The sequence below is a fragment of the Candidatus Nitrosopumilus sp. bin_68KS genome, assembly GCF_054095825.1.
In genome coordinates this window covers 26,859-50,079 of record NZ_JBSWSP010000018.1, presented here as the reverse complement: position 1 = coordinate 50,079, position 23,221 = coordinate 26,859, and the positions used below count along the sequence as shown (strand labels likewise).

Annotated in this window: 30 protein-coding genes; 12 read left to right on the top strand and 18 right to left on the bottom strand. The window is 34.7% G+C overall.

Annotated features, from left to right (window positions below; genetic code table 11):
• Nucleotides 1–22 precede the first annotated feature (22 nt).
• Complete coding sequence (locus tag ACW9W3_RS07690; protein WP_457765567.1) at nt 23–679, top strand: EMC3/TMCO1 family protein; 657 nt, start codon at nt 23–25, stop codon at nt 677–679.
• Nucleotides 680–698: 19 nt separating this feature from the next.
• On the opposite strand, the gene ACW9W3_RS07685 is transcribed toward ACW9W3_RS07690, so the two are convergent.
• The gene (locus ACW9W3_RS07685; protein WP_457765566.1) at nt 699–854 is read right to left on the bottom strand and encodes a hypothetical protein; all 156 of its coding nucleotides are present in this window, start codon (nt 852–854) and stop codon (nt 699–701) included.
• 83 nt (nt 855–937) lie between these two features.
• Between ACW9W3_RS07685 and ACW9W3_RS07680 the strand changes: the two genes are divergently transcribed.
• Nucleotides 938–1,426, top strand: a complete 489-nt coding sequence (locus ACW9W3_RS07680; RefSeq protein WP_457765565.1) for a cupredoxin domain-containing protein — start codon at nt 938–940, stop codon at nt 1,424–1,426.
• Here the strand turns inward: ACW9W3_RS07680 and ACW9W3_RS07675 are convergent.
• Together ACW9W3_RS07675 and ACW9W3_RS07670 are read right to left on the bottom strand one after the other, a co-directional pair.
• The gene (locus ACW9W3_RS07675) at nt 1,416–1,724 is read right to left on the bottom strand and encodes a hypothetical protein (RefSeq protein ID WP_457765564.1); all 309 of its coding nucleotides are present in this window, start codon (nt 1,722–1,724) and stop codon (nt 1,416–1,418) included. The two genes, ACW9W3_RS07680 and ACW9W3_RS07675, sit on opposite strands and share 11 nt — an antisense overlap.
• A 57-nt stretch (nt 1,725–1,781) precedes the next feature.
• Entirely contained in the window at nt 1,782–2,069 is a 288-nt protein-coding gene (locus ACW9W3_RS07670; protein ID WP_457765563.1) for a hypothetical protein, read from the bottom strand.
• A gap of 86 nt (nt 2,070–2,155) precedes the next feature.
• On the opposite strand from ACW9W3_RS07670, the gene ACW9W3_RS07665 reads away from it, so the two are divergent.
• Complete coding sequence (locus tag ACW9W3_RS07665; RefSeq protein ID WP_457765562.1) at nt 2,156–2,623, top strand: hypothetical protein; 468 nt, start codon at nt 2,156–2,158, stop codon at nt 2,621–2,623.
• Complete coding sequence (locus tag ACW9W3_RS07660; protein ID WP_457765561.1) at nt 2,620–3,027, top strand: DUF6659 family protein; 408 nt, start codon at nt 2,620–2,622, stop codon at nt 3,025–3,027. Before ACW9W3_RS07665 ends, ACW9W3_RS07660 begins: the two co-directional genes overlap by 4 nt.
• Here ACW9W3_RS07660 and ACW9W3_RS07655 read toward each other — a convergent pair.
• A complete protein-coding gene (locus ACW9W3_RS07655; RefSeq protein ID WP_457765560.1) occupies nt 3,019–3,252 on the bottom strand; it encodes a hypothetical protein in 234 nt (77 codons plus the stop codon). The genes ACW9W3_RS07660 and ACW9W3_RS07655 overlap by 9 nt on opposite strands.
• 62 nt (nt 3,253–3,314) lie before the next feature.
• Between ACW9W3_RS07655 and ACW9W3_RS07650 the strand changes: the two genes are divergently transcribed.
• Together ACW9W3_RS07650 and ACW9W3_RS07645 are read left to right on the top strand one after the other, a co-directional pair.
• On the top strand, nt 3,315–3,551 hold the full coding sequence (locus ACW9W3_RS07650; RefSeq protein WP_457765559.1) for a hypothetical protein: 237 nt from the start codon (nt 3,315–3,317) through the stop codon (nt 3,549–3,551).
• A gap of 200 nt (nt 3,552–3,751) precedes the next feature.
• Complete coding sequence (locus ACW9W3_RS07645; RefSeq protein ID WP_457765558.1) at nt 3,752–3,937, top strand: hypothetical protein; 186 nt, start codon at nt 3,752–3,754, stop codon at nt 3,935–3,937.
• Here the strand turns inward: ACW9W3_RS07645 and ACW9W3_RS07640 are convergent.
• The 6 genes from ACW9W3_RS07640 to ACW9W3_RS07615 form a co-directional block, all read right to left on the bottom strand.
• On the bottom strand, nt 3,932–4,636 hold the full coding sequence (locus ACW9W3_RS07640; RefSeq protein WP_457765557.1) for an adenylate/guanylate cyclase domain-containing protein: 705 nt from the start codon (nt 4,634–4,636) through the stop codon (nt 3,932–3,934). The genes ACW9W3_RS07645 and ACW9W3_RS07640 overlap by 6 nt on opposite strands.
• A gap of 72 nt (nt 4,637–4,708) precedes the next feature.
• Entirely contained in the window at nt 4,709–5,341 is a 633-nt protein-coding gene (locus ACW9W3_RS07635) for a trimeric intracellular cation channel family protein (protein ID WP_457765556.1), read from the bottom strand.
• Between the two features lie 96 nt (nt 5,342–5,437).
• Entirely contained in the window at nt 5,438–5,743 is a 306-nt protein-coding gene (gene rpl12p / locus ACW9W3_RS07630) for a 50S ribosomal protein P1 (protein WP_457765609.1), read from the bottom strand.
• Nucleotides 5,744–5,801: 58 nt separating this feature from the next.
• A complete protein-coding gene (locus ACW9W3_RS07625; protein WP_457765555.1) occupies nt 5,802–6,311 on the bottom strand; it encodes a hypothetical protein in 510 nt (169 codons plus the stop codon).
• Between the two features lie 155 nt (nt 6,312–6,466).
• A complete protein-coding gene (locus ACW9W3_RS07620) occupies nt 6,467–7,225 on the bottom strand; it encodes a CFI-box-CTERM domain-containing protein (RefSeq protein WP_457765554.1) in 759 nt (252 codons plus the stop codon).
• Nucleotides 7,222–9,291 carry a plastocyanin/azurin family copper-binding protein gene (locus tag ACW9W3_RS07615; RefSeq protein ID WP_457765553.1) on the bottom strand — a complete coding sequence of 690 codons (2,070 nt, stop codon included), beginning with the start codon at nt 9,289–9,291 and terminating at the stop codon, nt 7,222–7,224. The genes ACW9W3_RS07620 and ACW9W3_RS07615 overlap by 4 nt, the downstream gene beginning before the upstream one ends.
• Before the next feature lie 206 nt (nt 9,292–9,497).
• On the opposite strand from ACW9W3_RS07615, the gene ACW9W3_RS07610 reads away from it, so the two are divergent.
• The gene (locus tag ACW9W3_RS07610) at nt 9,498–10,346 is read left to right on the top strand and encodes a hypothetical protein (RefSeq protein ID WP_457765552.1); all 849 of its coding nucleotides are present in this window, start codon (nt 9,498–9,500) and stop codon (nt 10,344–10,346) included.
• A 15-nt stretch (nt 10,347–10,361) separates the two neighbouring features.
• Nucleotides 10,362–11,099: a peptidase gene (locus tag ACW9W3_RS07605; RefSeq protein ID WP_457765551.1), complete on the top strand. Its 738-nt coding sequence runs from the start codon at nt 10,362–10,364 to the stop codon at nt 11,097–11,099.
• Nucleotides 11,100–11,643: 544 nt separating this feature from the next.
• On the opposite strand, the gene ACW9W3_RS07600 is transcribed toward ACW9W3_RS07605, so the two are convergent.
• From ACW9W3_RS07600 to ACW9W3_RS07590, 3 genes are all read right to left on the bottom strand, one after another.
• The gene (locus ACW9W3_RS07600; protein WP_457765550.1) at nt 11,644–12,147 is read right to left on the bottom strand and encodes a hypothetical protein; all 504 of its coding nucleotides are present in this window, start codon (nt 12,145–12,147) and stop codon (nt 11,644–11,646) included.
• 48 nt (nt 12,148–12,195) lie between these two features.
• Nucleotides 12,196–13,209 (bottom strand): hypothetical protein, encoded by a 1,014-nt coding sequence (locus ACW9W3_RS07595; RefSeq protein WP_457765549.1) that lies wholly within the window; start codon nt 13,207–13,209, stop codon nt 12,196–12,198.
• A gap of 90 nt (nt 13,210–13,299) precedes the next feature.
• On the bottom strand, nt 13,300–13,587 hold the full coding sequence (locus tag ACW9W3_RS07590; protein ID WP_457765548.1) for a winged helix-turn-helix domain-containing protein: 288 nt from the start codon (nt 13,585–13,587) through the stop codon (nt 13,300–13,302).
• A 679-nt stretch (nt 13,588–14,266) separates the two neighbouring features.
• Between ACW9W3_RS07590 and ACW9W3_RS07585 the strand changes: the two genes are divergently transcribed.
• Together ACW9W3_RS07585 and ACW9W3_RS07580 are read left to right on the top strand one after the other, a co-directional pair.
• Complete coding sequence (locus ACW9W3_RS07585) at nt 14,267–14,959, top strand: hypothetical protein (RefSeq protein ID WP_457765547.1); 693 nt, start codon at nt 14,267–14,269, stop codon at nt 14,957–14,959.
• A gap of 51 nt (nt 14,960–15,010) precedes the next feature.
• Nucleotides 15,011–15,610, top strand: a complete 600-nt coding sequence (locus ACW9W3_RS07580; protein ID WP_457765546.1) for a DUF998 domain-containing protein — start codon at nt 15,011–15,013, stop codon at nt 15,608–15,610.
• Between the two features lie 284 nt (nt 15,611–15,894).
• Here ACW9W3_RS07580 and ACW9W3_RS07575 read toward each other — a convergent pair whose 3' ends face one another.
• From ACW9W3_RS07575 to ACW9W3_RS07565, 3 genes are read right to left on the bottom strand one after another with little or no spacing between them, the layout of a single operon-like run.
• Nucleotides 15,895–16,671: a DUF2971 domain-containing protein gene (locus ACW9W3_RS07575; RefSeq protein WP_457765545.1), complete on the bottom strand. Its 777-nt coding sequence runs from the start codon at nt 16,669–16,671 to the stop codon at nt 15,895–15,897.
• A gap of 24 nt (nt 16,672–16,695) precedes the next feature.
• Nucleotides 16,696–17,385, bottom strand: a complete 690-nt coding sequence (locus tag ACW9W3_RS07570; protein WP_457765544.1) for a TIGR02391 family protein — start codon at nt 17,383–17,385, stop codon at nt 16,696–16,698.
• Between the two features lie 23 nt (nt 17,386–17,408).
• A complete protein-coding gene (locus ACW9W3_RS07565; RefSeq protein ID WP_457765543.1) occupies nt 17,409–17,714 on the bottom strand; it encodes a hypothetical protein in 306 nt (101 codons plus the stop codon).
• Nucleotides 17,715–17,807: 93 nt separating this feature from the next.
• Between ACW9W3_RS07565 and ACW9W3_RS07560 the strand changes: the two genes are divergently transcribed.
• Complete coding sequence (locus ACW9W3_RS07560; RefSeq protein ID WP_457765542.1) at nt 17,808–18,008, top strand: hypothetical protein; 201 nt, start codon at nt 17,808–17,810, stop codon at nt 18,006–18,008.
• A 15-nt stretch (nt 18,009–18,023) separates the two neighbouring features.
• Here the strand turns inward: ACW9W3_RS07560 and ACW9W3_RS07555 are convergent, their stop codons facing one another.
• Nucleotides 18,024–18,740 carry a hypothetical protein gene (locus ACW9W3_RS07555; RefSeq protein ID WP_457765541.1) on the bottom strand — a complete coding sequence of 239 codons (717 nt, stop codon included), beginning with the start codon at nt 18,738–18,740 and terminating at the stop codon, nt 18,024–18,026.
• 174 nt (nt 18,741–18,914) lie between these two features.
• Nucleotides 18,915–20,132 carry a hypothetical protein gene (locus tag ACW9W3_RS07550; RefSeq protein WP_457765540.1) on the bottom strand — a complete coding sequence of 406 codons (1,218 nt, stop codon included), beginning with the start codon at nt 20,130–20,132 and terminating at the stop codon, nt 18,915–18,917.
• A 417-nt stretch (nt 20,133–20,549) separates the two neighbouring features.
• On the opposite strand from ACW9W3_RS07550, the gene alaS reads away from it, so the two are divergent.
• Entirely contained in the window at nt 20,550–23,219 is a 2,670-nt protein-coding gene (alaS, locus tag ACW9W3_RS07545; protein ID WP_457765539.1) for an alanine--tRNA ligase, read from the top strand.
• Nucleotides 23,220–23,221: the final 2 nt, after the last annotated feature.

Below are 23,221 nucleotides of genomic sequence, written 5' to 3'. Positions count from 1 at the left end.
ATGAATTTAAAGTGATGATTTTATGATTGAATGGCTAGATCATAATGTCATATTGTTATTCCTAGATTCTATCTTCTTGCAAGGAGATAATGGTGGAATTTTTGGATTTCTTGGGCAAAATAGAGGCGCATTAGGCAGTGATGATCCAATTGTGAAGGGACTAATTCCAACATTATTTGGCGTTACAGGATTTGGGGTTTTATTGAATTTTTTCAATTCCACTGTCAGGAAAAAATTAGTTGATCAGACAAAGCTGAATCGAATAATGAAGGAAACAAAGGCATGGCAAAAAGAGAGGATGGCTGCAATGAGGGCAAAGGATCAAGCCAAAATTGCCCAACTGAGTAAAAAATCATCTTACATGAACAAGATGTCAATGGAGATGATGCAGATGAACATGAAGCCAATGATGATTACCTTTGTGCCATTAATCTTAATTTTCTATCTTGTACTACCACAGTTATTTGCACATACAGTTGCATTATCTCCAATTCCATTGAATATTTTCCCAGGAGATTTCTTTCATCTTACATGTACTGCATCACAAGCAATGGAGGAAGGCAATGTCTGTTATGGTCATGAAAATGCATTATATCTTTGGGCATGGTATTTTCTTTCATCCATTTCATTTAGTGGAATTATAATGAAGGTGACTAAAACTTCAATGGGTTTATCTTAAGATCAAATAGTTTGGAAATTTAGTCATCACTTCTAAAAGACCATTTTAATTCGCCGCTGCTTTTTACAAATTCTTCTGGTCTAACTTTGTCATGATTAGTTTTGATATGAGACATGTAGTTTTCAAGGGATGCATAGTCGTGTTTGCATATGGGACAAGTTTTAGTAAATACCATAAGAGATATTGATAGATTTTACATTTAGTGCTTCCTTAACAATGTTAATTATTGTATATATTCTCCAAAATCATTTCTCATCATTGAATAAAAAGAAGAAGAAGCAATCAAAGATAACTAGGACAAACATAATTTCAATTGCAGTAGTTGCAGGAGTTATTGTCTTGATTGGCAGTATTGCCCTGAACTCTTTTAGTCCAGTTAATTCAGATGGTTTGGTCTTTGCCCCGTCATCAAATATTTTTCTAAAGGCTGTAAAATCTTCTCACGGAGGATATCATTATCAGCATACCAAAGGAGGCAAGGCACTCCCAACATCAGAGGGAACATCACCTCCAATTTCTGCATCATTGGGGAATCTAATTCAAATCCATTTAATCAATGAAGAAAAAAATGAAGGTGGAAATCCATCAAAGCACAATCTCAACATTGATGAGTTCAATGTGCACATCAAGGATCTAGGCTATTTTCAAAGCGAGTCAGTCACATTTTTGGCAGACAAGGAAGGAAGTTTTGACTATTATTGCACAATTCATCCAGAAATGAGGGGAACCATTACTGTCAGTAATTAATCTGCTTGATTCGAACAGAACTACCTTTTCCTTCTAAGTAGTGACCAATGAAATTAGTCATCTGTTCTCCAATTTTTCGCCCCAATGCACCCTCCATCATCCCAGATTTTTCTATGGTAATTGCCAACTCTTCGCTGATTTGAATATTAAAAAAAGTCCAACCAAATTTCTCAAATGGTTTTTCAATGGTAAAGCCATTTTTCACAAAGCATTCATTTTCCAAATCAGTTAGTGCTTGAGTTACTATTGAGATTTCCTTTTCATAACTTCGAGTGCTAAGCTGAAAAAGAGGATTCAAATAATCACACTCCAAATCATCATATTTTGTCTCAATTGAATTAGTTTTTCATTTATCTTATAACTTGTCATCAAAATGACTAGTGTGTCGAGTAACTCTGTCTTGTGTACTGCCTGATTCTTCAGGATAAGAATCCCTATGAGATCTTTCCCTTAACTCCTCTTCGCGTTCTTTTCGTGCATGGTGTAGTCTATCTTTTTCATGAATGAATTCAGCACCACATTTTTCACATTTTAAAATGGTTTTATGATGTTCATGTCTAACATGAACCACCAAATCATCATGGTTTGAAAATTTTTCTTCACACTGTGTGCAATTGTTCTTTTTACTAAATGGATTTTTCATTGTGGTTATAATACACCTACTCAGGATATAAGGATGGTTTAACTATGTTAATCGAAGGTTAATAGTAAAGTTGCCATAATTATCACATGGAAAAAACAATCAATGAAATTTCAACCAAACCCAAAATAATCAGAAAAGAGATTGTAGATGAAGAAAAATCTGTTTGTGGAGTTTTAAAAGACAATACAATGAAGATAATTCTAAAACTTGAATCAGAAATGCCTCAGTTATTTCAGGAATATTCTGATCTGTATACTAGATATCTGCATTCAATTAAAGACATTTTTGGAAATTGTAGTATAGCTGAAAAGCAATATTTTGACAAAATGAGAATAGATCAAAAAAGTCTAAACATCTATGACAGTTATTTAAAATCAGTTTCTAAAATATATGAATCTCAAATTGATATGGCAACTAATTTTGTAAGATCATATATTCAGTTTAGATTATCAACAATTGATGCTTGGGATAAATTCATGCATACGTCCGTGAATATGTGTGCCAAATCATTTTCAGAGCACCTCAAAAGAAATCTTGGAGATATTCAGAAATGATCCAAATATCAACGCAGTCATCGTACAAAAGAATATGTAAAAAAATTCTAGAAATTGATGAAACCATTAGATTTGCGGGAGTAATTAATGAAAATGGTAGATTAATCACAGGCGATGCCAAAAACAACATCCAATTTTATGTCAAAGAGAAAGACAGAGAGATGCTCTTTATGGAGGCCGCATTACGTACAAAAATGCTATGTGAGTTTGATTCTTCACTTGGACCAAATAATTTTTCCATGTATCACAGAAAAAATGTCATTATTCTAGAATTTCCAACAGGCAATGAAACAATATACGTTTCAGCTGAAAACAATTTTGAATTTACTAAAATACCATTTAAAATAATTCAAGCAATAAGAGAAGGAAATATCCAAAACAATTTTGTCAGCATATCAAACTGACAGAGTCTTTTCAAATTCAATAAATGCATGCTCTATAATATTGATATCATTGCACAAGTTGCCATCACATGAAATCGGTACATCTGAAAACTCTCTTAATTTTGTAATTCTAGGAACATTTAGTGTTTTGATATGATGAGCTGGACCAACTGCTGCCAAAGACACAGACATCAAAATAAGAGGCAAAATTACTAACAATGAGATTTCTTGGAATATCTTTTTCATACAAAAATTATCATGCTTGAATAATTAAACATCGATTAACATTGTTAATCTACAGTTATCTTATGAAACACATGATATCTGTAATGGGGTATTGTTCAGGCAAATGTAAAGAATTCAAAGCAATCAAACCAAGAAAAACTGGAAGGTATGCTGCGGGACAAAAGAGATGTAATTTTTGTGAAATATTCGTATATTTTGACGGATTTGTTTGTCCTTGCTGTAAAAAACAATTGAGATGCATGCCAAGAAGTAAAAAAGACAAAGAAGCATATCATTCTCAAATGATAAAGGTCGTTTGATCATTATTTCTCATTTCATAATTTTGTAATTTTCAAAATCAATAACTTCTATCTTTTAACAGTAATTGGAAGAAAGCCAGTGAATTATTTCTAAATATTGCAAAACAAGAAACTAAGAGCTATGCAGAAGAGGCCAACAAAAGTGTATATCATCTCTTGATGAAAAATATTATGTAACACAGCAATCAGGAGAACCAACAATGAATATTAATCTTACAAGTGATTCTATTGATCTTTTTTTGAATTATACAGTACATGTGCGAGAAAGAAGTGCAGTAAAAACTAGAATTGTCAAGGCCATTTTAGAAGAAATTCAAAAAGATGATGACATTGATACTTCGGCAACACAAGTAGATATTGTTGGTTTCCCAGACGGAAAATTATGATTCTACTGTACTTTGGTAGACTAGATAGTGTTTGTTTTTTAATTGTGCAAAACTCCATTTTTTAGGATCTGTTTTTTTATTTTTGAACAATTTTTTTGTTTTCAGAGTTAGCTTTGAATATACAAATTGACCAATTGTGATTTGATTTGGTTTTGTAATGTTTTGCATTTTTGAAGCTAAATTTAATGTCAAGCCAATCAAGTCTATATGAGACAAATTCTTGTCTGCCCCATATCTTACAATGCTACAATCACCAAAATCAATGGAAACTTTGATTTGTAGTATTGGGAATTTATCATCTTCTAGTACTTGGTTTATCACATTATCAACTACATTGTGCATCATATTGGCACATGAAATTACTCTATCTGCTAAATTTGGTGTTTTTTCTTGAGGGACAAAATAACCCAAGACTGCATCACCCACAAATTTTAGAACATATCCATCAAAACTCTCAATTACATTTGCCATCTCTTGTGAGAATGTTCTAATTATTACATTTAGAATATCTGGGCTCAAATTTGCACTCATCTTAGTAGAGCCGACCAAATCTACGAACATCACATACATTGGCAATCTTTCTGAATCATGTTTTCTAAGAAAGTTGTTTGATCTTGAAAGAGCAAGATGATGATATGCAAAATCACCGTCTAGTGATTTTTTTACCCTTTTTTTAGAAATAGAATCAGAAGAATTCATTATTAATTTTGTTTTTCTAAACATAAAAACAATTTCATTAAATGCAATTCTGAGTAACCCTATTCATTTAACTCAAGATTCTCGTACCTTTGGCAAATTCCAGTTAAACTTCATTGCAAGTAGTCGGATTCCAGTTGTTGCAACAATTCCAATAATTGATGCAAGCTGAATTTCCACACCAGAAGATAGTATAACATAGAATATCACAATTCCAATAATTGATGCAATGGCATACACCTCTTTTACAAATACTATTGGAATCTCGCGAACAAAGACATCTCTGAGAATTCCACCGCCAATTGCAGTAATCATTCCACCAAATAACATGGGCAGGAAATTCAGCCCCACAATCTGAAATGCAATTGATGCGCCCAAGATAGAAAACACTCCCAATCCCACTGCATCAAAGACCAACCAAACATTCATCTGCTTTTTCATTTTTGTAAACAAAAAAAACATCACAACTCCTGCAATTACAGTCAAAGAAACATAAATTGGATCAGAGAACGCAGTTGGGAACCGCCCAAAGATTACATCACGAGTTACCCCACCACCAACACCGACTACAGTTGCCAAAACAATAATTCCAAAAATATCAGCTTTGTGAGATATTGCTTTTGATGCTCCTGTTACTGCAAATGCAATTGTCCCCAAGTAATCTAAAATACTGATAAAGCCATCAATTGGAAAAGAAAAATCTACCAAACAATACTTTGGCAGAAAGATTACTAATAAGATTAATGAAAAGGATCAGATCTAAAAATTAGAAATTAAAAATTAAATTGAAAAAAGTAAAGTTGCTTAGCCAAATAGTGAGGATAATCCTTCCATGGCTGCTTCTTCAGTTTTGCCTTTTTCTTCAGGAGATTCTTCTTTCTTTGCTTCACCACCGGCTGCTGCCTCTGCTGGGGCGGCTGCTGCTGCAACTGCTACAGGTGCGGCTTTAACTGCCTCATCGATGTTAACATCGGCCAAGGCGGCTACCAGTGCTTTAACTTGAGCATCATTAACTTCTGCACCAGATGCTTTTACAACTGATGTGAGGTTTGCTTCGTTAACTTCCTTGTCTAATTTGTGAAGAAGTAAAGCAGCGTAAACATATTCCATTGTATCGAGATTTTCTTGGGGCATAATATAAAACTATGGAGAAATGACGCCTAGAAATTTAATTGAGAATCTTTAGACTTCGGCAAACAGCATAAAGTGTTCGTTTCAGATTTTTATCAATCAAAGTATCCATTCTATTTCGGAGTACTCTTTTTGCCTCATCTCTTTCTGCACCTGGCGGCAATGACAAAACTGCGTTGATAAATTCAGGGAGTGATTCGCGAATCCATCCATCAAGCATATCATAAATTTTTGGTGGCAAGATATCACACTTGTCAACATCAAGATCTAAAATTCCAGTATAATTCTCATGCTCTACTCTATACACTAAAGCCAGTACAACATTGTCCGGAGTTGGATGCTCTAGAATTTCACGGGAGCGCTCACCTGTTTTTCCTTGGGCAATCTTGTTTTTCAGACCAATCGGATTTACAATTACACCATTGACTCCAACTTTTCTTCCATCAACTCCAGTAACTATACCGAAGATAAAGTCATTGAATTCCCCATTTTTTTTGACTGAAAATATTTGAATACCTTCTTTGAGAACAGGTTTCTTGCCAAACATGGAATTACTGGCCTATGTATTCTATTTATTGTTGTTCAATCGGTCATAATTGCTTTCAATTAATTCCAATTCAAAATACCTAAAACCAAAGTAGCATAAAAATTTTTTTTCTGAAGACCTTTTTCCCGCAATATGTCAGATATATTTTTCAGGTATCAGAATCGCTTTTGTATTTTGTAAATTATAATTGCCGGAACTCCGACATACATTCCAAGATTAAGTACAATCAAAGAAATCCCATATCCTAATACGGATTCCTCAGAATCCATATCCACATGGTTCAATATGGAAAGTGAGCTTATCATAGGCGTGATTGCAATCCTTACCATCTCCCTGAATGCAGGATTCTCTCTTTCCATATCAGCAATGTATGGAGAGAAGGAATAGTACAGTTGGTTGAATCCGGCCACAAAGGATTCTCCAGAGTCAGTGTTTAACAATTGATTGTCTCTAATTTCTCTGAGTTGTTGAACTTGGGGTGCCATCTCAGAACCATATGTTGCAGTGGCAATGAGACATCCTCCGCCGCTAGATGAACTTGTGTCAGGAGATTTTGATACGGAATTACTCTGAGTGATTGTTTTAGTTTCAGTTATGGTTTGCTCTCCTTGTTTGGAATTTGCAACAATATCATAACTTCCTGCCTTTCCAGATTCAGGAATTTTGAATTTGAGATAAAACGAACCGCCATCACCCAAAGTAACAGTTCTGATAAGTATGGTTTCCCCGTCTGGGTTTTTAATTTCAAGTGCAACAAAATCACCGGCACTTCCGTTTTCAACACTGCCGTTAATTTCCACAGTATCCCCTCCTGCAAATTGTTCCTTGTTGGTGTTAATTGTAATAGTTTCAGAAAACGAAACAGGTATTGCAGATACCAAAATTATTGCAGCTAAAAACAAAACTATCTTCATTGAATTCTCACCTGTGTTGATGATTCACCTGTAAGTGGAACGCCTCCCTGACTTGGCCAGTCAGAAAACACGTTTGCATAAATGTCCCCATTTCCAGATGATGCGTCATTTGGAATAAAAAAGGACAAGGTCATTTCGGATTGTCCAGAACCCAATGTAGTCTTGAACGATCCAATGCCAAGACTGGTAAGTTCATCATCAAAGAGATTGATTGTTACAAGAGAGCTTGCATTTGAATCCGAATTAAGCATAACTTTGACAAATCCCAGTTTGCCTTTAGTAAATGAAGAAACAGCATTTCCCTGCTGATCAGTTGGCTGTAATGAAACAATATCCATTCTGACAGCGTTTGATTTTACTGTAAATGACATGGAATCTGAAACTTTGTTTCCAGAAATAGTTGCAGTTGTATCAACCCTATAGGTTCCGCTAGCAGATGAATCAGGCAGTTTGAATTGCAAAGAGCCATTGCCTCTAGAATCAGTTGAGACTGATCTTGATACTATGCTGTCACCGTTTGGACCAACTACACTTACTGCTACATTGGCACTTTGTGAAGTAGATACTTTGACTGTCACAAGATCACTTGGACTGTATTGGAAACCATCAGTTGAAACTGAAATTGTTGGTGTAGGGGTTGGTGTTGGAGTAGGGATTGGTGTTGGAGGTGAAGTTATTGGCCCACCACGTTGTACTATAACATATCCACTCATCCAAGGATGAACCATGCAGAAATAGGGATATGTCCCATTATCGCTGAATTTGTGGGAAAATGAATTGCCACTCATAAACAAACCACTGTCAAACTCCCCACTTGGACCGCCTTCAGGAGTGCCGCTAGTTACTGTATGGGCTGCAGTATCTGCATTAAACCACGTAACAGTAGAGCCTACGCCAGCACTAAACTTGTATGGCAGATAACAGGATTGTCTATCTTCACATCCCGGAGCTCCAGTTCCGCTAGGAATTATAATATCAGCACTTGATGGAATAGATGGTGTTGGAACATAGGGTTTTGGAGTAGGAGCAGTATTTACAGGATTAGAAATTACAAAAGTTCCAATAACTTCAATCTCTTCAGCTCCTGCGGGAAATGCTACAGTTAGTATTCTGTTTGTTGACTGAGTTGTTTCATTAAAGTCTACACTTTCCCCATCAATTAAGACAAAGAAATCATCATCACTATTTCCTATTTTTGCATCAATTAACGTTCTAGGCAAATGAAGTTTTAATGATCCATCACTAGTTGCATCGATTGAAACAATCAGAGAGTTTGCATTGATATCAGGTATTATACTGTACAATTTTCCACCAGTCATTGAATAAGACACAGAAATATCAGATACAGTAATTTTTCCACTAGAACTGGATGGCGGTGGAGTTACAGGAGTTCCTGAAAAATAAAAACTACCGCTAGCAGAGATGTTTTCTGTTCCATATTGTGTAACAAAAGTATAGGTTCCAGAAGACTTCATCAAAGTACCACCAGCATCCAGAGTTGCAGAAAATGCACCATTAGATGCTACAGTATGTTGTGAAATAGAAACAAGATTACCATTAGAGGATTTTAAAATTAGGCTGACTGGAATTCCTGATTTCTTATTTGTCACTTTGCCTGAAATTTTTATTGTATCTCCATTTTTGTATGATGATTTATCAGACCAAACAGAAATTGTAGGTTTTGGTTCACTAGATTCTTTTACAATTATCAAACCCTGCATCCAAGGATGAACCATACAGAAATAATTGATTTCCCCTACTGTACTTGGAGAATATTCAAATGAATTTCCTGCCATTAGCAATCCAGTATCAAATTCCCCACTGGGTCCATCCTCACCAGTTCCTGCAGTGAATGTATGTGCTGCAGTATCAGTGTTTTTCATAATTACTTTACCACCAACATCAACAGTTGCAGTGCTTGGATGGTAGCATCCTCCTGCAGATTCACATCCGGGAGCGCCAGAGCCTGCAGCAGTAGATATTGTCACATCAGTTGCAGCATAGGCAGAATTCATTCCAAAAAACAAGACAAAACCTAAAACCAGAATAAAATATGAATTTCTCACTAAATGTTTTTCAGATTGATAGTTTTTAAATGGATCTAATATTATTGGTGAAAACATTATTTTGCAAACGATGAAAAGAATTCTTTATCCTAATTTTATAATGAATTAATTTTCCTCGAGACTCTATGTTGAACAAGGAAGATTGTACTGGTTCATGTTTAGAATGTACCAATTTCGTTTTAATCATAATTGATGTTTTTCATTCAATGACTTTAAAAAATATCTTGATGATATTGCCAATTATATGCGCAGTTTCACTTTTGGTTGTTCCATATGATGCTTATGCACATAACGGTCATAATCATGGTAAAGGCGGCGGATGTACATCATGCACTCCTCCAACTTTGGGTGTGGATGGCGAAGGACAAAGATTGGTCTCAGGCGGAATTACAATTCTTGATCAAACATATGATGTTGAAATGTTCAAGCAGGATCTTTATCCTCAAATTCTCACAGTTGGCGAACCTGCAGAAATCATATTAAAAATATATGATGATGCCGGCTATGCTGCTCTAAAACATGTAGAGTTATCTTTGGGTAATGAAGAAAAGATGATTTCAGGAGTAATGGTTCCTCACAGTCCAGTAACTATTGAATGGGATAGAACATTTGACGGGATTACTACTGTTTCTGAATACAACAAACAAAATCTCATAAAAGATGTTGCAGTGCAGGTTGTGGATAATTCCCCTGTCATAGGAGTAAAATTCACATTTACCCCCACTCAAGAATTTAATGCAAATACAATTCTTGTAAAAACATGGGACCAAGAAAGAAATGCAAGCATAAACTACTTTCATGATGCATTGAACATAGTTTCATCTGAGCCTTTATTGTTAGAAACTCCATCTGAATCGTTACCTACTCTGGATTCTGATAACGACCAAGCAGAATTAACTTCTGATGAATCAGCAATTGATAAAATTAACCTAGAGATTCAATGCAGTTCAGGTCAAGAACGTATGTTGCGAGTGTCTGACAATAGTCCTGTATGTGTTAACGCATACCAGTCATCTGTATTAATTGAGAACAATTGGGCAGTCTATGCTCAATAATTTTTTTTGATTAATATGGCTCCTTTTTTTATTATTCTTTTTTCTGCAGTTTTGATTTTAGGTATGATTCCATTTGCAGATGCACACACTGCCAAAGTTGTTGGTGATTTCAAAATCGACATCGGATGGGAAGTCGAACCCCCAATACAGGGTGTCGATAATTCTATTGTGATTGCCGTGTCAATAGCTGATGAATCAGACAAACTTCTTTATGATATGATATTTTTCAATAAAATTGACAACTCTAATGATGAAACCACAGAACTACATCTTTTGGGTTTGGCTGATACTCTAGAGCCTTATGTCAAAGTAGGAAGTTTGAAAACTCTGTTACAGCTAGAAGAAAACGATATAGTCGGAGTGTATAGTGCAAAATACACTCCTGCAGAGATTGGTACTCCTGCAATTCATCTGTCAGGTGTGATAAAGAATTTGGAATTCGAATTGACATCTAAAATTGAAAAAATAGAAGCATCAGATGTGAATGCAATTCCTGATTGGGTGAAAAACAACGCAAAGTGGTGGTCTGAGGGAACAATCTCAGATGATGACTTTGCAACAGGGATTGAGCACATGATAAAAAATAAGATAATAGACGTGCCATTTACAGAGACAAACAATTTCTCTGCCGAGCAAAAGATTCCCGACTGGGTGAAAAACAACGCAAAGTGGTGGGCTGATGAAATGATTCCTGATGAGGAATTTGTTCGCGGATTGCAGTTTCTAGTCAAAAACGGAATAATTCGAGTTTGACTTTGAAAATGTTGTCTTGAATTGTTAACGAGTAACTTGTTTTAAACAGGAAATCAGGGTCAGTTAGAAAATAAAACAGTGACTTGAATTCAATCAAGGCATCAATTTGAAATCAAAACTGAGCAAGAGGCTTTTTGTTTCCAAAGTAATGCGATATAAAGTGGCCTTTATACAGCAGGCATCTTTTTTCATCATCAGCGCACTTGGCATTGCATCTGTCTGGCGGATTAAACGGCATAGAATAAAAACTCAAATGTCCATATTTAGATCAATCGCTTGGATTTTTTAATTACATGATAGAATCTTTTGTGAATAGATGGTGTGAGGTAAACGGTCTGGAATTAGCCCCCAACCTATCTATTGTGATTGGTATATTTCAAATCACAATAAAAGCAACACGAATGAATCGTTCATACAAGTTCTCAGCATTTGCCAAATACTATTTTATATAATTAATTGTAATTGGAACTCTCACCAAGTATCTGATTTGATTTTGGTCAAGATCTAATAATCAAAATTTTATTTTTTATTATGTTCTTAATAATTATGGTAGAGAGTCATTTTTATCATAAAATTTCTCAGGATAATCGGGATCATTGAAAATCGCAACAGCTTTAATTGGATCAGCATTGGACAAACGCATAACAGAAGAATATTCATCCCTAGTAAATCCATGATTTACATTTTCTTTAATGTATGAATAGTTATCACTTAATCGTTTAAGAATTTCAGGGTATATTTCAGACTTTTTTTCATCTGGAAGATACCCAGTTTCATCATAAAATTTTTGTGGGTAGTCAGGATCATTGAAAATTTCAATAGCCTTATCAGGATCATCATTTACCATATTCATAACCACGTAATACTCACGTTCAAGTAATGCATGATTGGTATTCTGTTTGACATACAAGTAAGTATTATGAGCTTTTGCTATCAACTCATCCATACTTACTTCCTCAACTTTTGGCTCTGACAATGATAGTAATCCAATTACACTTGTAAAAATAATTATTCCCGAGATCATTATCAAAATTAGAATCTTATTCATATCTTGTTTACCTTAGTCCACCATATTAATTAAAAAAAGAAAAAGGAATTAGATTCCCAAGTGACTTGCTACTTGATCCCAAGGAGAGAAATATTTCAGACCACCATTGCCATATTGATCACACCAATATCCAAAGTTGGTACCACTATTGAGATCTACTTCACAAGCTCTTCCGACATGTTGACCTAAGAGTTTGACCGTTGAAGAACCAGTGATACTAAATATAGGAGCTCCACTATCGCCACCAGTACTGGAATAACTTCCAATGACTTGGTCATTTAAAATACCATCTGGATCTCTAGTAGTAACATCTGTATCTAGAATGTAACCACTACTAGTAGTCTGAATTCCTGCAATTCTGATAAATTTGTTATAGGTGATATCAGAGGCGGTTCCATATGTTACAGAGTATGTGTTTCCATTGAATCTTAGAGAGTCATTGATGTAGTCATGATCACAATTTTGATTGTATGTGTCAATACCATAAGCTGCATCAGCGTATGCTCCACTATAGTTATTGTCTTTTGTGATTTTCACTTCTTGACATGATGTGCCACCTACTAATCCTGCATTTACAACATTGTTCAAACTAAAGGCATGGCCAGTAGTTACGATTTTGTCGTTTTTTACTACAGTGATAGTAGCTGCATCAATACCATAGGTTAAAGCATCTCCAGCTCTAAGTGATGATTCTCTTCCAAATTCAAAGTATCTAACTTCTAGATCTGTGTTTGTATCAAGATCAGATTTTACTTCATCTACGGAATATTTTTTATTAAATTCTTTTGCCTTTTTAGCATCTATTCCTACAACTAATTTTCCATTATCTTCGAATATTAGATTGTATGGAATTCCATAGTCTTCTGAAGTATGTTTTGTGTTAGTTTCTTTCTCTTTTTTGTCTTTGTCGACTAATTTTGTCATTTTATCCTTGATTTTTTCCTTAATCAAAGAGTTATCATCTGCTTGCTTTGCGTCTGCAAAATTCATTCCTGAGAAAGGAAGAACCATAGCAGCTATCAAAGAAGCAAACAATATTGTTTTGATTGTTTTTGATGTCATTAATATGCATAACATCATATGTTATTATTATAGTTCGCTCCCTGTAGACATACTCACTGATCACATACTCATCAAACAAAGAGAAAACAATCACACTGTGAATATCATGTTATCTTTTTTTTGAGATTTTACATCAGTTATCTTTTGGAAAAAATTTATCCCTATACTAGTAAGACTGTAAAAGACATTTTTCCCGTTGTCATTCTTTTTGACAAATCCCATCATCTCCAAGACATCAAGATACAACACACACTTGTCATAGCTCATTTTAGAATTTCTTGCAATGTTTGTTTTTTTCTCCTCCACATTTTCGTAAAGAACTAAAATGAGACGCTCCAGTACATCAAGATCGATTCTTTTTATCCTTTTTACAGTCATTTAATATCCTCATAACTTAATATTTTCTAATTTTTGGGCATTTAAAACATTACTGATGTGTTCTACGGAAAACATGGATCAGTAAATAGTATTATTTTTGTTATAATGCATTGGTAATTCTGTAATTACATAGTCAGTTTTGTCCGATCTGAAATGAAATTAATGCTTTGTCAAACTGGAATTTATGATGTTTTTTCTTTCATAATATCATATTTTAATAATTAAAATAACGACACCAACAGATAATGATTGCCTTGAGGGAATTTAAATGCAAAATATGCGGCGTGATATTAACTGGCGAAGGGTTTCTGAGAAGGCATTACAAAGTGGTACATAAAGAAGAAAATGATGTAAAATAAGGGTAGTTTCTATGACAGTTTTTTACCGCATAAACACAAAATTTGAGGCTAAAATCAGGAATCATTACCCATAATCGTCGTCTGTACAGTCAGGATCAATGTTCAAATGGTACAATATCGCATTTCGTTCAGACATTAATGAATATCAAGTGTTTTGATATTTGAGTAAATCCAATAGGTTTCGGCATGCCTTGAGTTGTATATGTAGTCACCATATAAGCAATTACAGCAACATATGCTATAGCATTCATTTTTCAGAAAAACCAAATCCGTTGCAAATTCCAATTAATTACTTTATATTCACCAATTTTTAGTATCTTATGATGTTAAGATTATCATTTTTGTTGGCGATTGTTGTTCTTTCAACCACGGTTATTCCGGCATATGCCAATCACTGCGGTGATCTGGATGTTGTTTGTTGGATAAAGGAGGCCATTGATGGCGTTGAAAAGATACCTAAAGACATAGAGTCTGCGGCAACTGATGTGAAAAATGATGTCAAGAAGGTAGAAGACAAGGTTGACTCTATTGAAAAGTCAATTGGCAGTGATCTTAGCGGTGCTGTAACTGATGTAAAAAATGATGTCAAGAAGGTAGAAGACAAGGTTGACTCTATTGAAAAGTCAATTGGAAAGGACATTGGGGATGAAATAAGTGACATCAAAAAAGATGTGACAGATATTAAAAATGATGCAGAGAGTTTGGAGCATACAGTTGTAAATGAAATTAAAGAGGATGTCAACACCATAAAAGAAGATGTGAACAGAATCAGCGAATTTATAAAAACTGATGAAAAGAAACTTGAAGAGTTTGTAGAGACTGTTGAAAAGCTAGAAAAAATAATAGGCAATGATGTCTTTGAATATTTCTGGTATATTGTAGGAGCTGTAATTGCAATTTTGGCAGGCATCCTTGGAATTAAAATCTATGAGTCATACAGAAAACACGAAGTGATTAATGCCATCTTGGAAATAAACAAAAACTTGGCAAAACTAGCCAACAAAGGCCAATGAGCAGTGTGGGAATTGTGTAACTTTACTTGCATTGCCGGACTATGTGGAATTGTGGGAAATGTTGTCGCAGTGATGGCAATAGTTGTTGCAATGTTTGTGTATCCTTGGTCTGACTTTTCTTGGGATGCAAATTCCATAAGCAGTCTTGGTGCTGTCGGTCCGCCATACCTTAATGGCCATGTTGTTTTGTTTCCTGAAATTTTAGATTACGGATTGATGGTTGCAGGAATTCTATTGGCAATGTTTTCCTTGGGTTTGTTTTTTGGCAGAAATGGAGACGTCAAAGAAATAAAATCCACAGTTGGCAGCCTTGTTTTTTTCGTTTCATCCATAGGTGTTTTTGGTGTGGGATTATTTTCCTTACCTCATGACATACCGCATGGAATTTCAGCTCTTGTGGCCTTTGTCGGCATAGCTGTGGCGCTGTTCTTTTTCTTTAGACAATCCAAAATATTACCTACATTGGCCGGATTGTCCGGAGCAGTATCATTGGTGGGAATAGTGTTATTTGCAGTAGTGGACTTTGTGCCAGGTGTGAAATACGGGTTGGCAGCGCCAGAAATGGTCATTGTGTTTCCCGCAATTTTTTGGGTAATTCCAGTATCAATAGCCATGATTAAAGATAAGATTGGTACATCAGATAAAATATAATTTAACACGTACTTGGGTTCATAATCACATCTCAACATGTTTGAACTTGATAATCAAACGAATTAGATATCTCTGAGGTTCTAGGAGTATTCAAAGAAGATACTGTACAGTATGTGGATTTTCAAAAGAAACTAAGAGACATAATTGAGAAATTGACTTTGGAGAAGGCGTTAGAGATTGGAATTTCTAGAAGAGAGTTTTATTATTTGAAAAAGAAAATTAAGAATATTATACCAATCAGAATAAAAGAAAATCTTCGAAATAAATTATGCTTAATTGACTCACTAATATGGTGATGGTTGTACATCCAATGTTGAATTTATTATTGGCTTGTTAAAACTATATTTCTTACATAATGATTCTACAAGTGGTTTAAACCATGAAGGTGAATTTGGTGCAACTACAATTTTTTCTATTAAATCATCTAGATTGATATTTATTTTCATGCCATTTGGAATTTTTCCCCAATCCACTTTATCCGGATCATCTTTTGTTTTTATTATGTTGTTGGATGGTTTTTCAAGAAATATTGCTCGTAATTCATTTTCATGTGAAAAATTTTTTCGCTTTGTCAAATACTTTCGAAAAAGATTCCCGCTATTATCTTCATTTTCATAATCAATGTAATCAACCATTCCGGCATAGACTATTTCTTGTGTTTTTTTGAATGATTTAATTAATCGATTCCACGAACTTTGAATTGAAATTCCTTCATTTGTTTGAGTATATGTTTTCCACATGTCATATGGTTCATATTCATTTCGATGCCAACAACTGATAAAACATGATTTTTTCCAAAGATCATGCATCATTTTATCATTTTTCATTGCAGATTCAAAAAACGCATTATCCTTATTTAGGAACAATTGTTTCAATGTATCTTTTTTCTTATCAAATGAAAATTTTGTATATGTTCCTTCAAATGAATCTCCCAATAAATCAGATCTGCAAAAGTACAATGCATTGGAATCTAGCATACTTACAAATTTTGTAAAATTCATAAATCTCCATAATTTTGGATTTTTCGACGGTTCTTTGAATTCAGTATGAGTTTCAAACATATGCAAAAAAATAGATGATTGAATTTAAATCGTTGATTCATCTAATCTTTTCATAAGCAAACTGAGAAATGAAAGATACTCTATTGCTTTGAAGGAATCATCAAGTTTTGGATTGTCATGGGATTTTGGATTTTTTATTCCAAGAAATGCCCCCATGAACAAAAATCGAAATCCCTCTCTTTCATCTATTTGCCAACTTTCATCACCCTCCACTATTTTGATTATTGGTGATTCTTTATTGAAAACATGATTGACTAAAGATACACCACTTTTATCTCGAACTCCACTTTTTACTTTAATTTCCTTTTCTAAAATTTTCACAGCTTCAAAAATTGCTTGGGAATAATGTTTATTGTCAAATAATTGTTCACATACCTGTTTTATTTTAGGATGTAATTTCAAACCATCTGGAAGATTACTGTTGTATGTTGATTCTTCTTCTGATTCCTCTAGGTAAACTTGAAGAATTTGTTCAAATCGTTTCAATGCGTTCTGAAGGCTTTCCTGTAATTGATCCTCAGATGCTCCAATGTCTATAGGATAGTATTTTGTTTCGCTGTAAAACTGTGTATAATAATCTGATTCTTCTCCAAATTCATTTTTCAGAAATCGTAAAACCTTATTGATCCAAAGTGGTATTTTTGGATTGCTCCATTCTAGTTGTTTGAGTGCATCTATTTCATCAATTATCTTTTTTAATCGTGTTGAATTCATCAATTTTGCATCCCATTAAATTTTTAAATTTTATTGCCGTTAAGTTTGGATAGAATTTCATCTACTTTGTATTCCATACGAATATCTCTGATGGATTTTTCTTCTTCATGTTTGATATTGATATATCTCGTTAGGATGTTAGCACCTACTGCAATGTAGATAGCAGCAATAATGCCACCAGTCACTGGTGCCATTCCATTACCTTGAGATAACGCAATACCAAACCCAATTCCAACAGCAATTAATAAAATTCCAAAAACTTGAGTTTTCATTCTTAGGTGTTCATAATGTTTTTTTTCTTTAATTATTTTTGACTCTAAGGTTTCCATAGCCACATAAGAAATTGTATGAACTTAAGATTATCTAAATTAGTGCAAAATCTATGGGGCTAACTTATTTACTATTCAGATGTTCATTTTTTATTGAAAACGTGGATCAAGGTTCTCATCATAGGAGTAATCATACTGTTCATCGGCATGATTTTGGCAGGTAATGCCATGAATACAAAACAATTTCAGTATGGAGGACTAGGATGGGGTTTGTTCTATCTTGGGGCAATCTTGATTATGGTTGCTATAATAGCTGCTGCCAAAAGGTTGTTTAGAAGAATGGTTAATGATTAATTTTTACTCTAAAACCTAATCCTTTTTGGATTGATTTTTTATTTTGGAATATTTAGTCAGAGTTTTTTCAATTAAATCAAACCCTTCTATTGGGTAATTATTTGTTCTATCAAATCTTTCAAATAAACTCGGTACTTGTTCAGTCATTTTCTTAGTTTCTTTGAAATCTTCTTTGAACAGATCTACAAACCATGCTGTATTTTCATTTCTAAATTTTTTGAGTTGAGTAACCATGTTGACCACATTTGCAATGCCTAAAAGTATTGCAAATACACCATAATTCTTTACTATTTTTAATTCAATATATCCCAAATCAGCAAAATTAGAAGATACGAATGATTGGGATTCTGCAATATTAATCCGTGCTTCATTAGTAATTTGTGAAATAAAATTGAATGCTTCTTCAATTAGACTTTCTATACGATTAAAAAATATGTAGTTTAAAATTGAGATTCCAGCTAAAATAGCCAGAGATAGATAAAACATCCATTCAGGTATCGAATAAAATGAATGAATACTAAGAATTCCCGTCAATATTACCCCTAAAATAGAAAATCTCCTTTTTCTTTGAGATTTTATTTTTGCTAGAGTTTGTTCTCCAGCTGTTTCAAAGATTCTCTTACTACTTTCGATGCTTTGTAAATTAATTTTATGATAAAGATCAATCCGAGCAATAAACCACTTTACACGTTCCACTTCTGGAATGCCTTTTGGATTATCATTGTCCTCCATTTCTTATTCTAAGTAAAGACGATATCACATAACTTTATTGATATAAATCCTCAAATTTGAAAATTAAGGGATTTTAGTGCAAAATGTGCGGCACCAACTATATCCCCCAACACAAAGTGCTCCCAGTTAAATTTGAACCAATATTCAAATCTTGACAGATTTGCACATGTTTTATTAAAAACATATTTTCTCTGCCCTTCTTGCAACATCTTGCAGATTTTTCTCAGAAGTCTTTGAATACCAGTTTTTTACAACATCAGAACTTCTCCACCCAAAAGAATCTGCAATCTCCTCATTTGTAAAACCTGAATCCTTGAGTTGTTGGACTAGAGTATGCCTTAGCATATGATCAGGTCTTTTCATCATATACTCTCGAGTTTGTGGTGGAACTAGATGAGATATTTTTAAATAGTATTTTTTGAGATTTTGAGACATTTGTAATTGGATTTTGTGTGCTTCGTTTTGGTTTGATGGGTGTGAGGTTTTTTCTGCAAACCAGAAAAAACAGGAATTTGGGGAAATAGTTTTCCATTGAAGTAAAATTTTTCTCAAATCCTCTGGGACATACTTTTGTTTCCACTCGCCGTCTTGGCCCAAATGGATGTGTCCTCTAGGATCTTTGGTCTCGTGCTGTTCTAGTTTGAATGGGTGTGAATCCAGATATACTCGATCCCAAGTCATTGTAGAGATAGCACTGCTTCGTGCACCTGTTCTTAGTGCAATTCTCCACCAGACATACAGCGCAAAGTTACCATCTTCCAGAATCATGTCACTGATCTTTTTTGTGATATCAGATGTGAAATGCACTCCAGCATAAGGTGCAAACCTGTCATGAGATGAGGACAATCCGTAAATTTTGCCCATCCTGTTTGCAAAAAAGATATTGTGTGCCGCAAGGAGATTCTTGTACGTTACCCTGTAGCACTGAGTTCCCTTTGATGGGTGATGTCGTCTGAAATCTGCTGCAAAGGAAACCCAGAACTTTATCGCCATATCCTTTGATGTCAGAGCATTTGAAGGGTTTTCAGACATGAAATTAAAGATAAATTTTGCATAAGAGATGTATCGAGAGATTGTTTTGAATTTCAGCCCACGTGCAAGACATCCGTCAATCCATTGCTTTATCTCCGGAATTTGTACGAATGAATCCCGTGAAATTGTGTTAAAGTTGTGTTTTTTTATCTGGTCTTGGGATTTGTCCAATCTCTTTGAATCAGTAAGTGAGATCATTTTTTGTTGTGACATTGCAACTAGGTAGCGGCGTGTCTGGCGTTCAGAGCGGTTAATTTTTTCTGAGATATCTTTTGTTCGAATTGTTCCATCTGAGATTAGTTCACGAATATGCAACATCAGTTCAAGCTGATCATCTTTTGAATGCATCCTTAATTTCAAAATGCAATCTCCAAAAATGAAATGGTTAATTGTTGAAAAAGGTCATTTCTGAAATTCAGAGAAGGTGAACAGTACATACTCTTTTTCATGAGTGAAAAAACATTGTTTTTCATTCGTGAATTTGTAAAATGAACTGTTTTGAACTTATTTTTCACGCGTGAATTCAGGAATTCAGGAATTCTGAGTTTTTTCATGCGTGAAAATGAACTGTTCAGAAAAGCACTCAAAAGTATTTTGAACAAATGAACAAATGAACTGGTTTTGTTGTTTACGAATGAAAAGTAGTTCAGACAATTATGACAGGTATTATGACAGGTTGAGACACATGGTTTAGGAACATTATGTCCGATTGAACAACAATATTTAATGTATTATTAATCGACAATTCTTAATATCGGAATAGGACAGCCTTCATCGTTGGATAAAAAAGAGATTCTAAAAGAATTTTCATCAGATCCTGATAGATATTACAATGTCAAGTTATTCGCAGAGCAGGGATTTGTCAGAAAATCTTGCACAAAATGTGGCAGATTCTTTTGGACGCTGGATTCAGGGCGAGATTTATGTCCTGATGATGGGACAGACACGTATTCATTCATCGGAGAGCCTCCAACCAAAAAGAGATTTGATTATACTGAATCTTGGAAGCAAGTCGAAGAGTTTTTTGTAAAAAATAATCACAAATCAGTTAGCCGTTATCCTGTAGTTTGCAGATGGCGAGATGACTTATTTTTCACAATCGCATCAGTTGTTGATTTTCAGAGAGTCATGGGTTCAAAGGTAGTCTTTGAGTTTCCTGCAAATCCACTAGTAGTTCCACAGACTTGTTTGAGATTCAAAGATTTAGAAAATGTAGGAGTTACAGGCAGACACTTTTCAAGTTTCTGTATGATTGGACAGCACAGCATTCCAGAAGGAAACGGATACTGGAAAGATGAGTGCGTTGATTTGGATTATAGATTACTTACTGATCAGTTCGGAATAAAGAAAGAAGAAGTTGTTTTTGTTGAAGATGTTTGGGCCGGTGGCGGCTCTTTTGGTCCGTCTTTAGAGTATTTCGTCAGAGGTCTAGAACTTGGCAATGCAGTCTTTACTGAATTTCAAGGAGAGCTTGGACAGCACACAACACTTGACCAGCGAGTAATTGACATGGGTGCAGGCTTGGAGAGATTTGCATGGATTACCATGGGAACTCCAACTGCATATGATTGCTGTTTTGGTCCAATTAATCAAAAATTATTTAACACCATTGGAATTGATTCGGATTCAGAAATTTTAAGAAAATACTTTACAGAAATTGCAAAGGCGTTAGATAGTTTTGAGGATCTAAATGATGTAAGAAGACATGCAATAAAGAAAGCAGGACTAACTGACGACCAACTAAACAAAATGATAACACCACTGGAAGGAATGTATCTGATTGCAGACCATCTTAGAACTTTGATATTTGCAATTACTGATGGTGCACTGCCAAGCAATGTTGGTGGCGGATATAATCTCAGAATGATGTTGCGAAGAATCAATGCAACAATTAGCAAATTAAATTTGAAATTAGACATTGATGATTTGATTGATACTCATATTGATTATCTCAAGGATACATACCCAGAACTTGATGAGAAAAGAGATGATGTCAAAAAAATTCTAAAGATTGAAGCTGGACGATACGAGGAATCCAAAGTCCACATGAAGAAAAAGGCAGAAAAGATTCGAGAGAGAGGAGTTCCAACAGTTGATGAGCTAATCACATTATACGAATCAGATGGAATTACGCCTGAATACCTCAAAGAAGTCAATGCAATTGATGAAATTCCATCTTCTTTTTACTCTAAACTCTCAGACTTGCACCAGTCTGAAAAGAAAAAGGCAATTGCAGAATTGCCACTTGAGGATTTGCCTGAAACGGATACTCTGTTTTACAAAGATGACCCAATGGAGTTTGATGCCAAGGTAATCAAAATATTTGATGATCATGTTGTACTAGATAGAACCTCATTTTATGCCAGAGGCGGAGGACAAGAACCAGACCATGGAAGCATAGCAGGATTCAAAGTGATTAATGTAGATAAACACGCAAACATTATTGTTCACCAGCTACAAGGTGGCACTCCAAAAGAAGGAGATATTGTGAAGTGTATTGTAGACGCAACAAGACGTGCAAACATTACAAAAAACCATACCAGTACCCATATCATTAACGCATCATCTCGAGGAGTGCTAGGTTCATGGATTTGGCAGCACTCTGCATTCAAAGACGATGATCATGCTAGACTTGATATAACTCACCATTCATCACTAACAGATCAGCAAGTACAACAAATCGAAGATGCTGCAAACAAAATGGTAAAACAAAATCTTACAGTAAACATTGATTACTTTGATAGAGGAACTGCAGAGCAAACATATGGATTTAGAATTTATCAGGGAGGAGTAGTTCCAGTAAAGTCAGTAAGAATTGTATCAATTGAGGACCAAGATGTAGAGGCTTGTGGTGGAACACATGTCAAAAAGACTGGAGACATTAAACTAATCAAAATTACAAAGACTAAACGAATTCAAGACGGTGTGGTTCGTCTAGAGTTTGTCTCAGGTCCTAATGCATATGAGTATGTAAAGAAACAAGAGATTATTTTAAAACAAAAAGAGCAAGAAGCTGCTGCCAAAGAAGAACTAGAAAAGAAAAGAGAGGAAAATAAACAAAAAGCAAGAGAGCAAATTCCCATTCTATTAGAAAAAATTCTATCTGGAGAAACAGGAGAACTAGATGGAATAAGTGTCAAAAACAAACTATGTTTTACAGCAAGCGAGAATTATGATGAGTATTTTCATCTCAACTTTGGCAAAAAGATAGTATCTAAAGACAGCACTGCAGCATTTTGCGGGATTTTCGAGGCAGGTCCAACTGTTAGAATTTTGGTGTATGCAGGAGAGCAGTCAGGGATTAATGCAGGCGTGATTGCCAAGGAAATTGCCACAATTTTAGGAGGTTCAGGTGGGGGGGATGCCAAATTTGCCCAAGGTGGAGGAAAAGACACATCTAAAATGGAGCAGGCAATAGCCAAAGCAAAATCAATGATTTTAGGATGAAT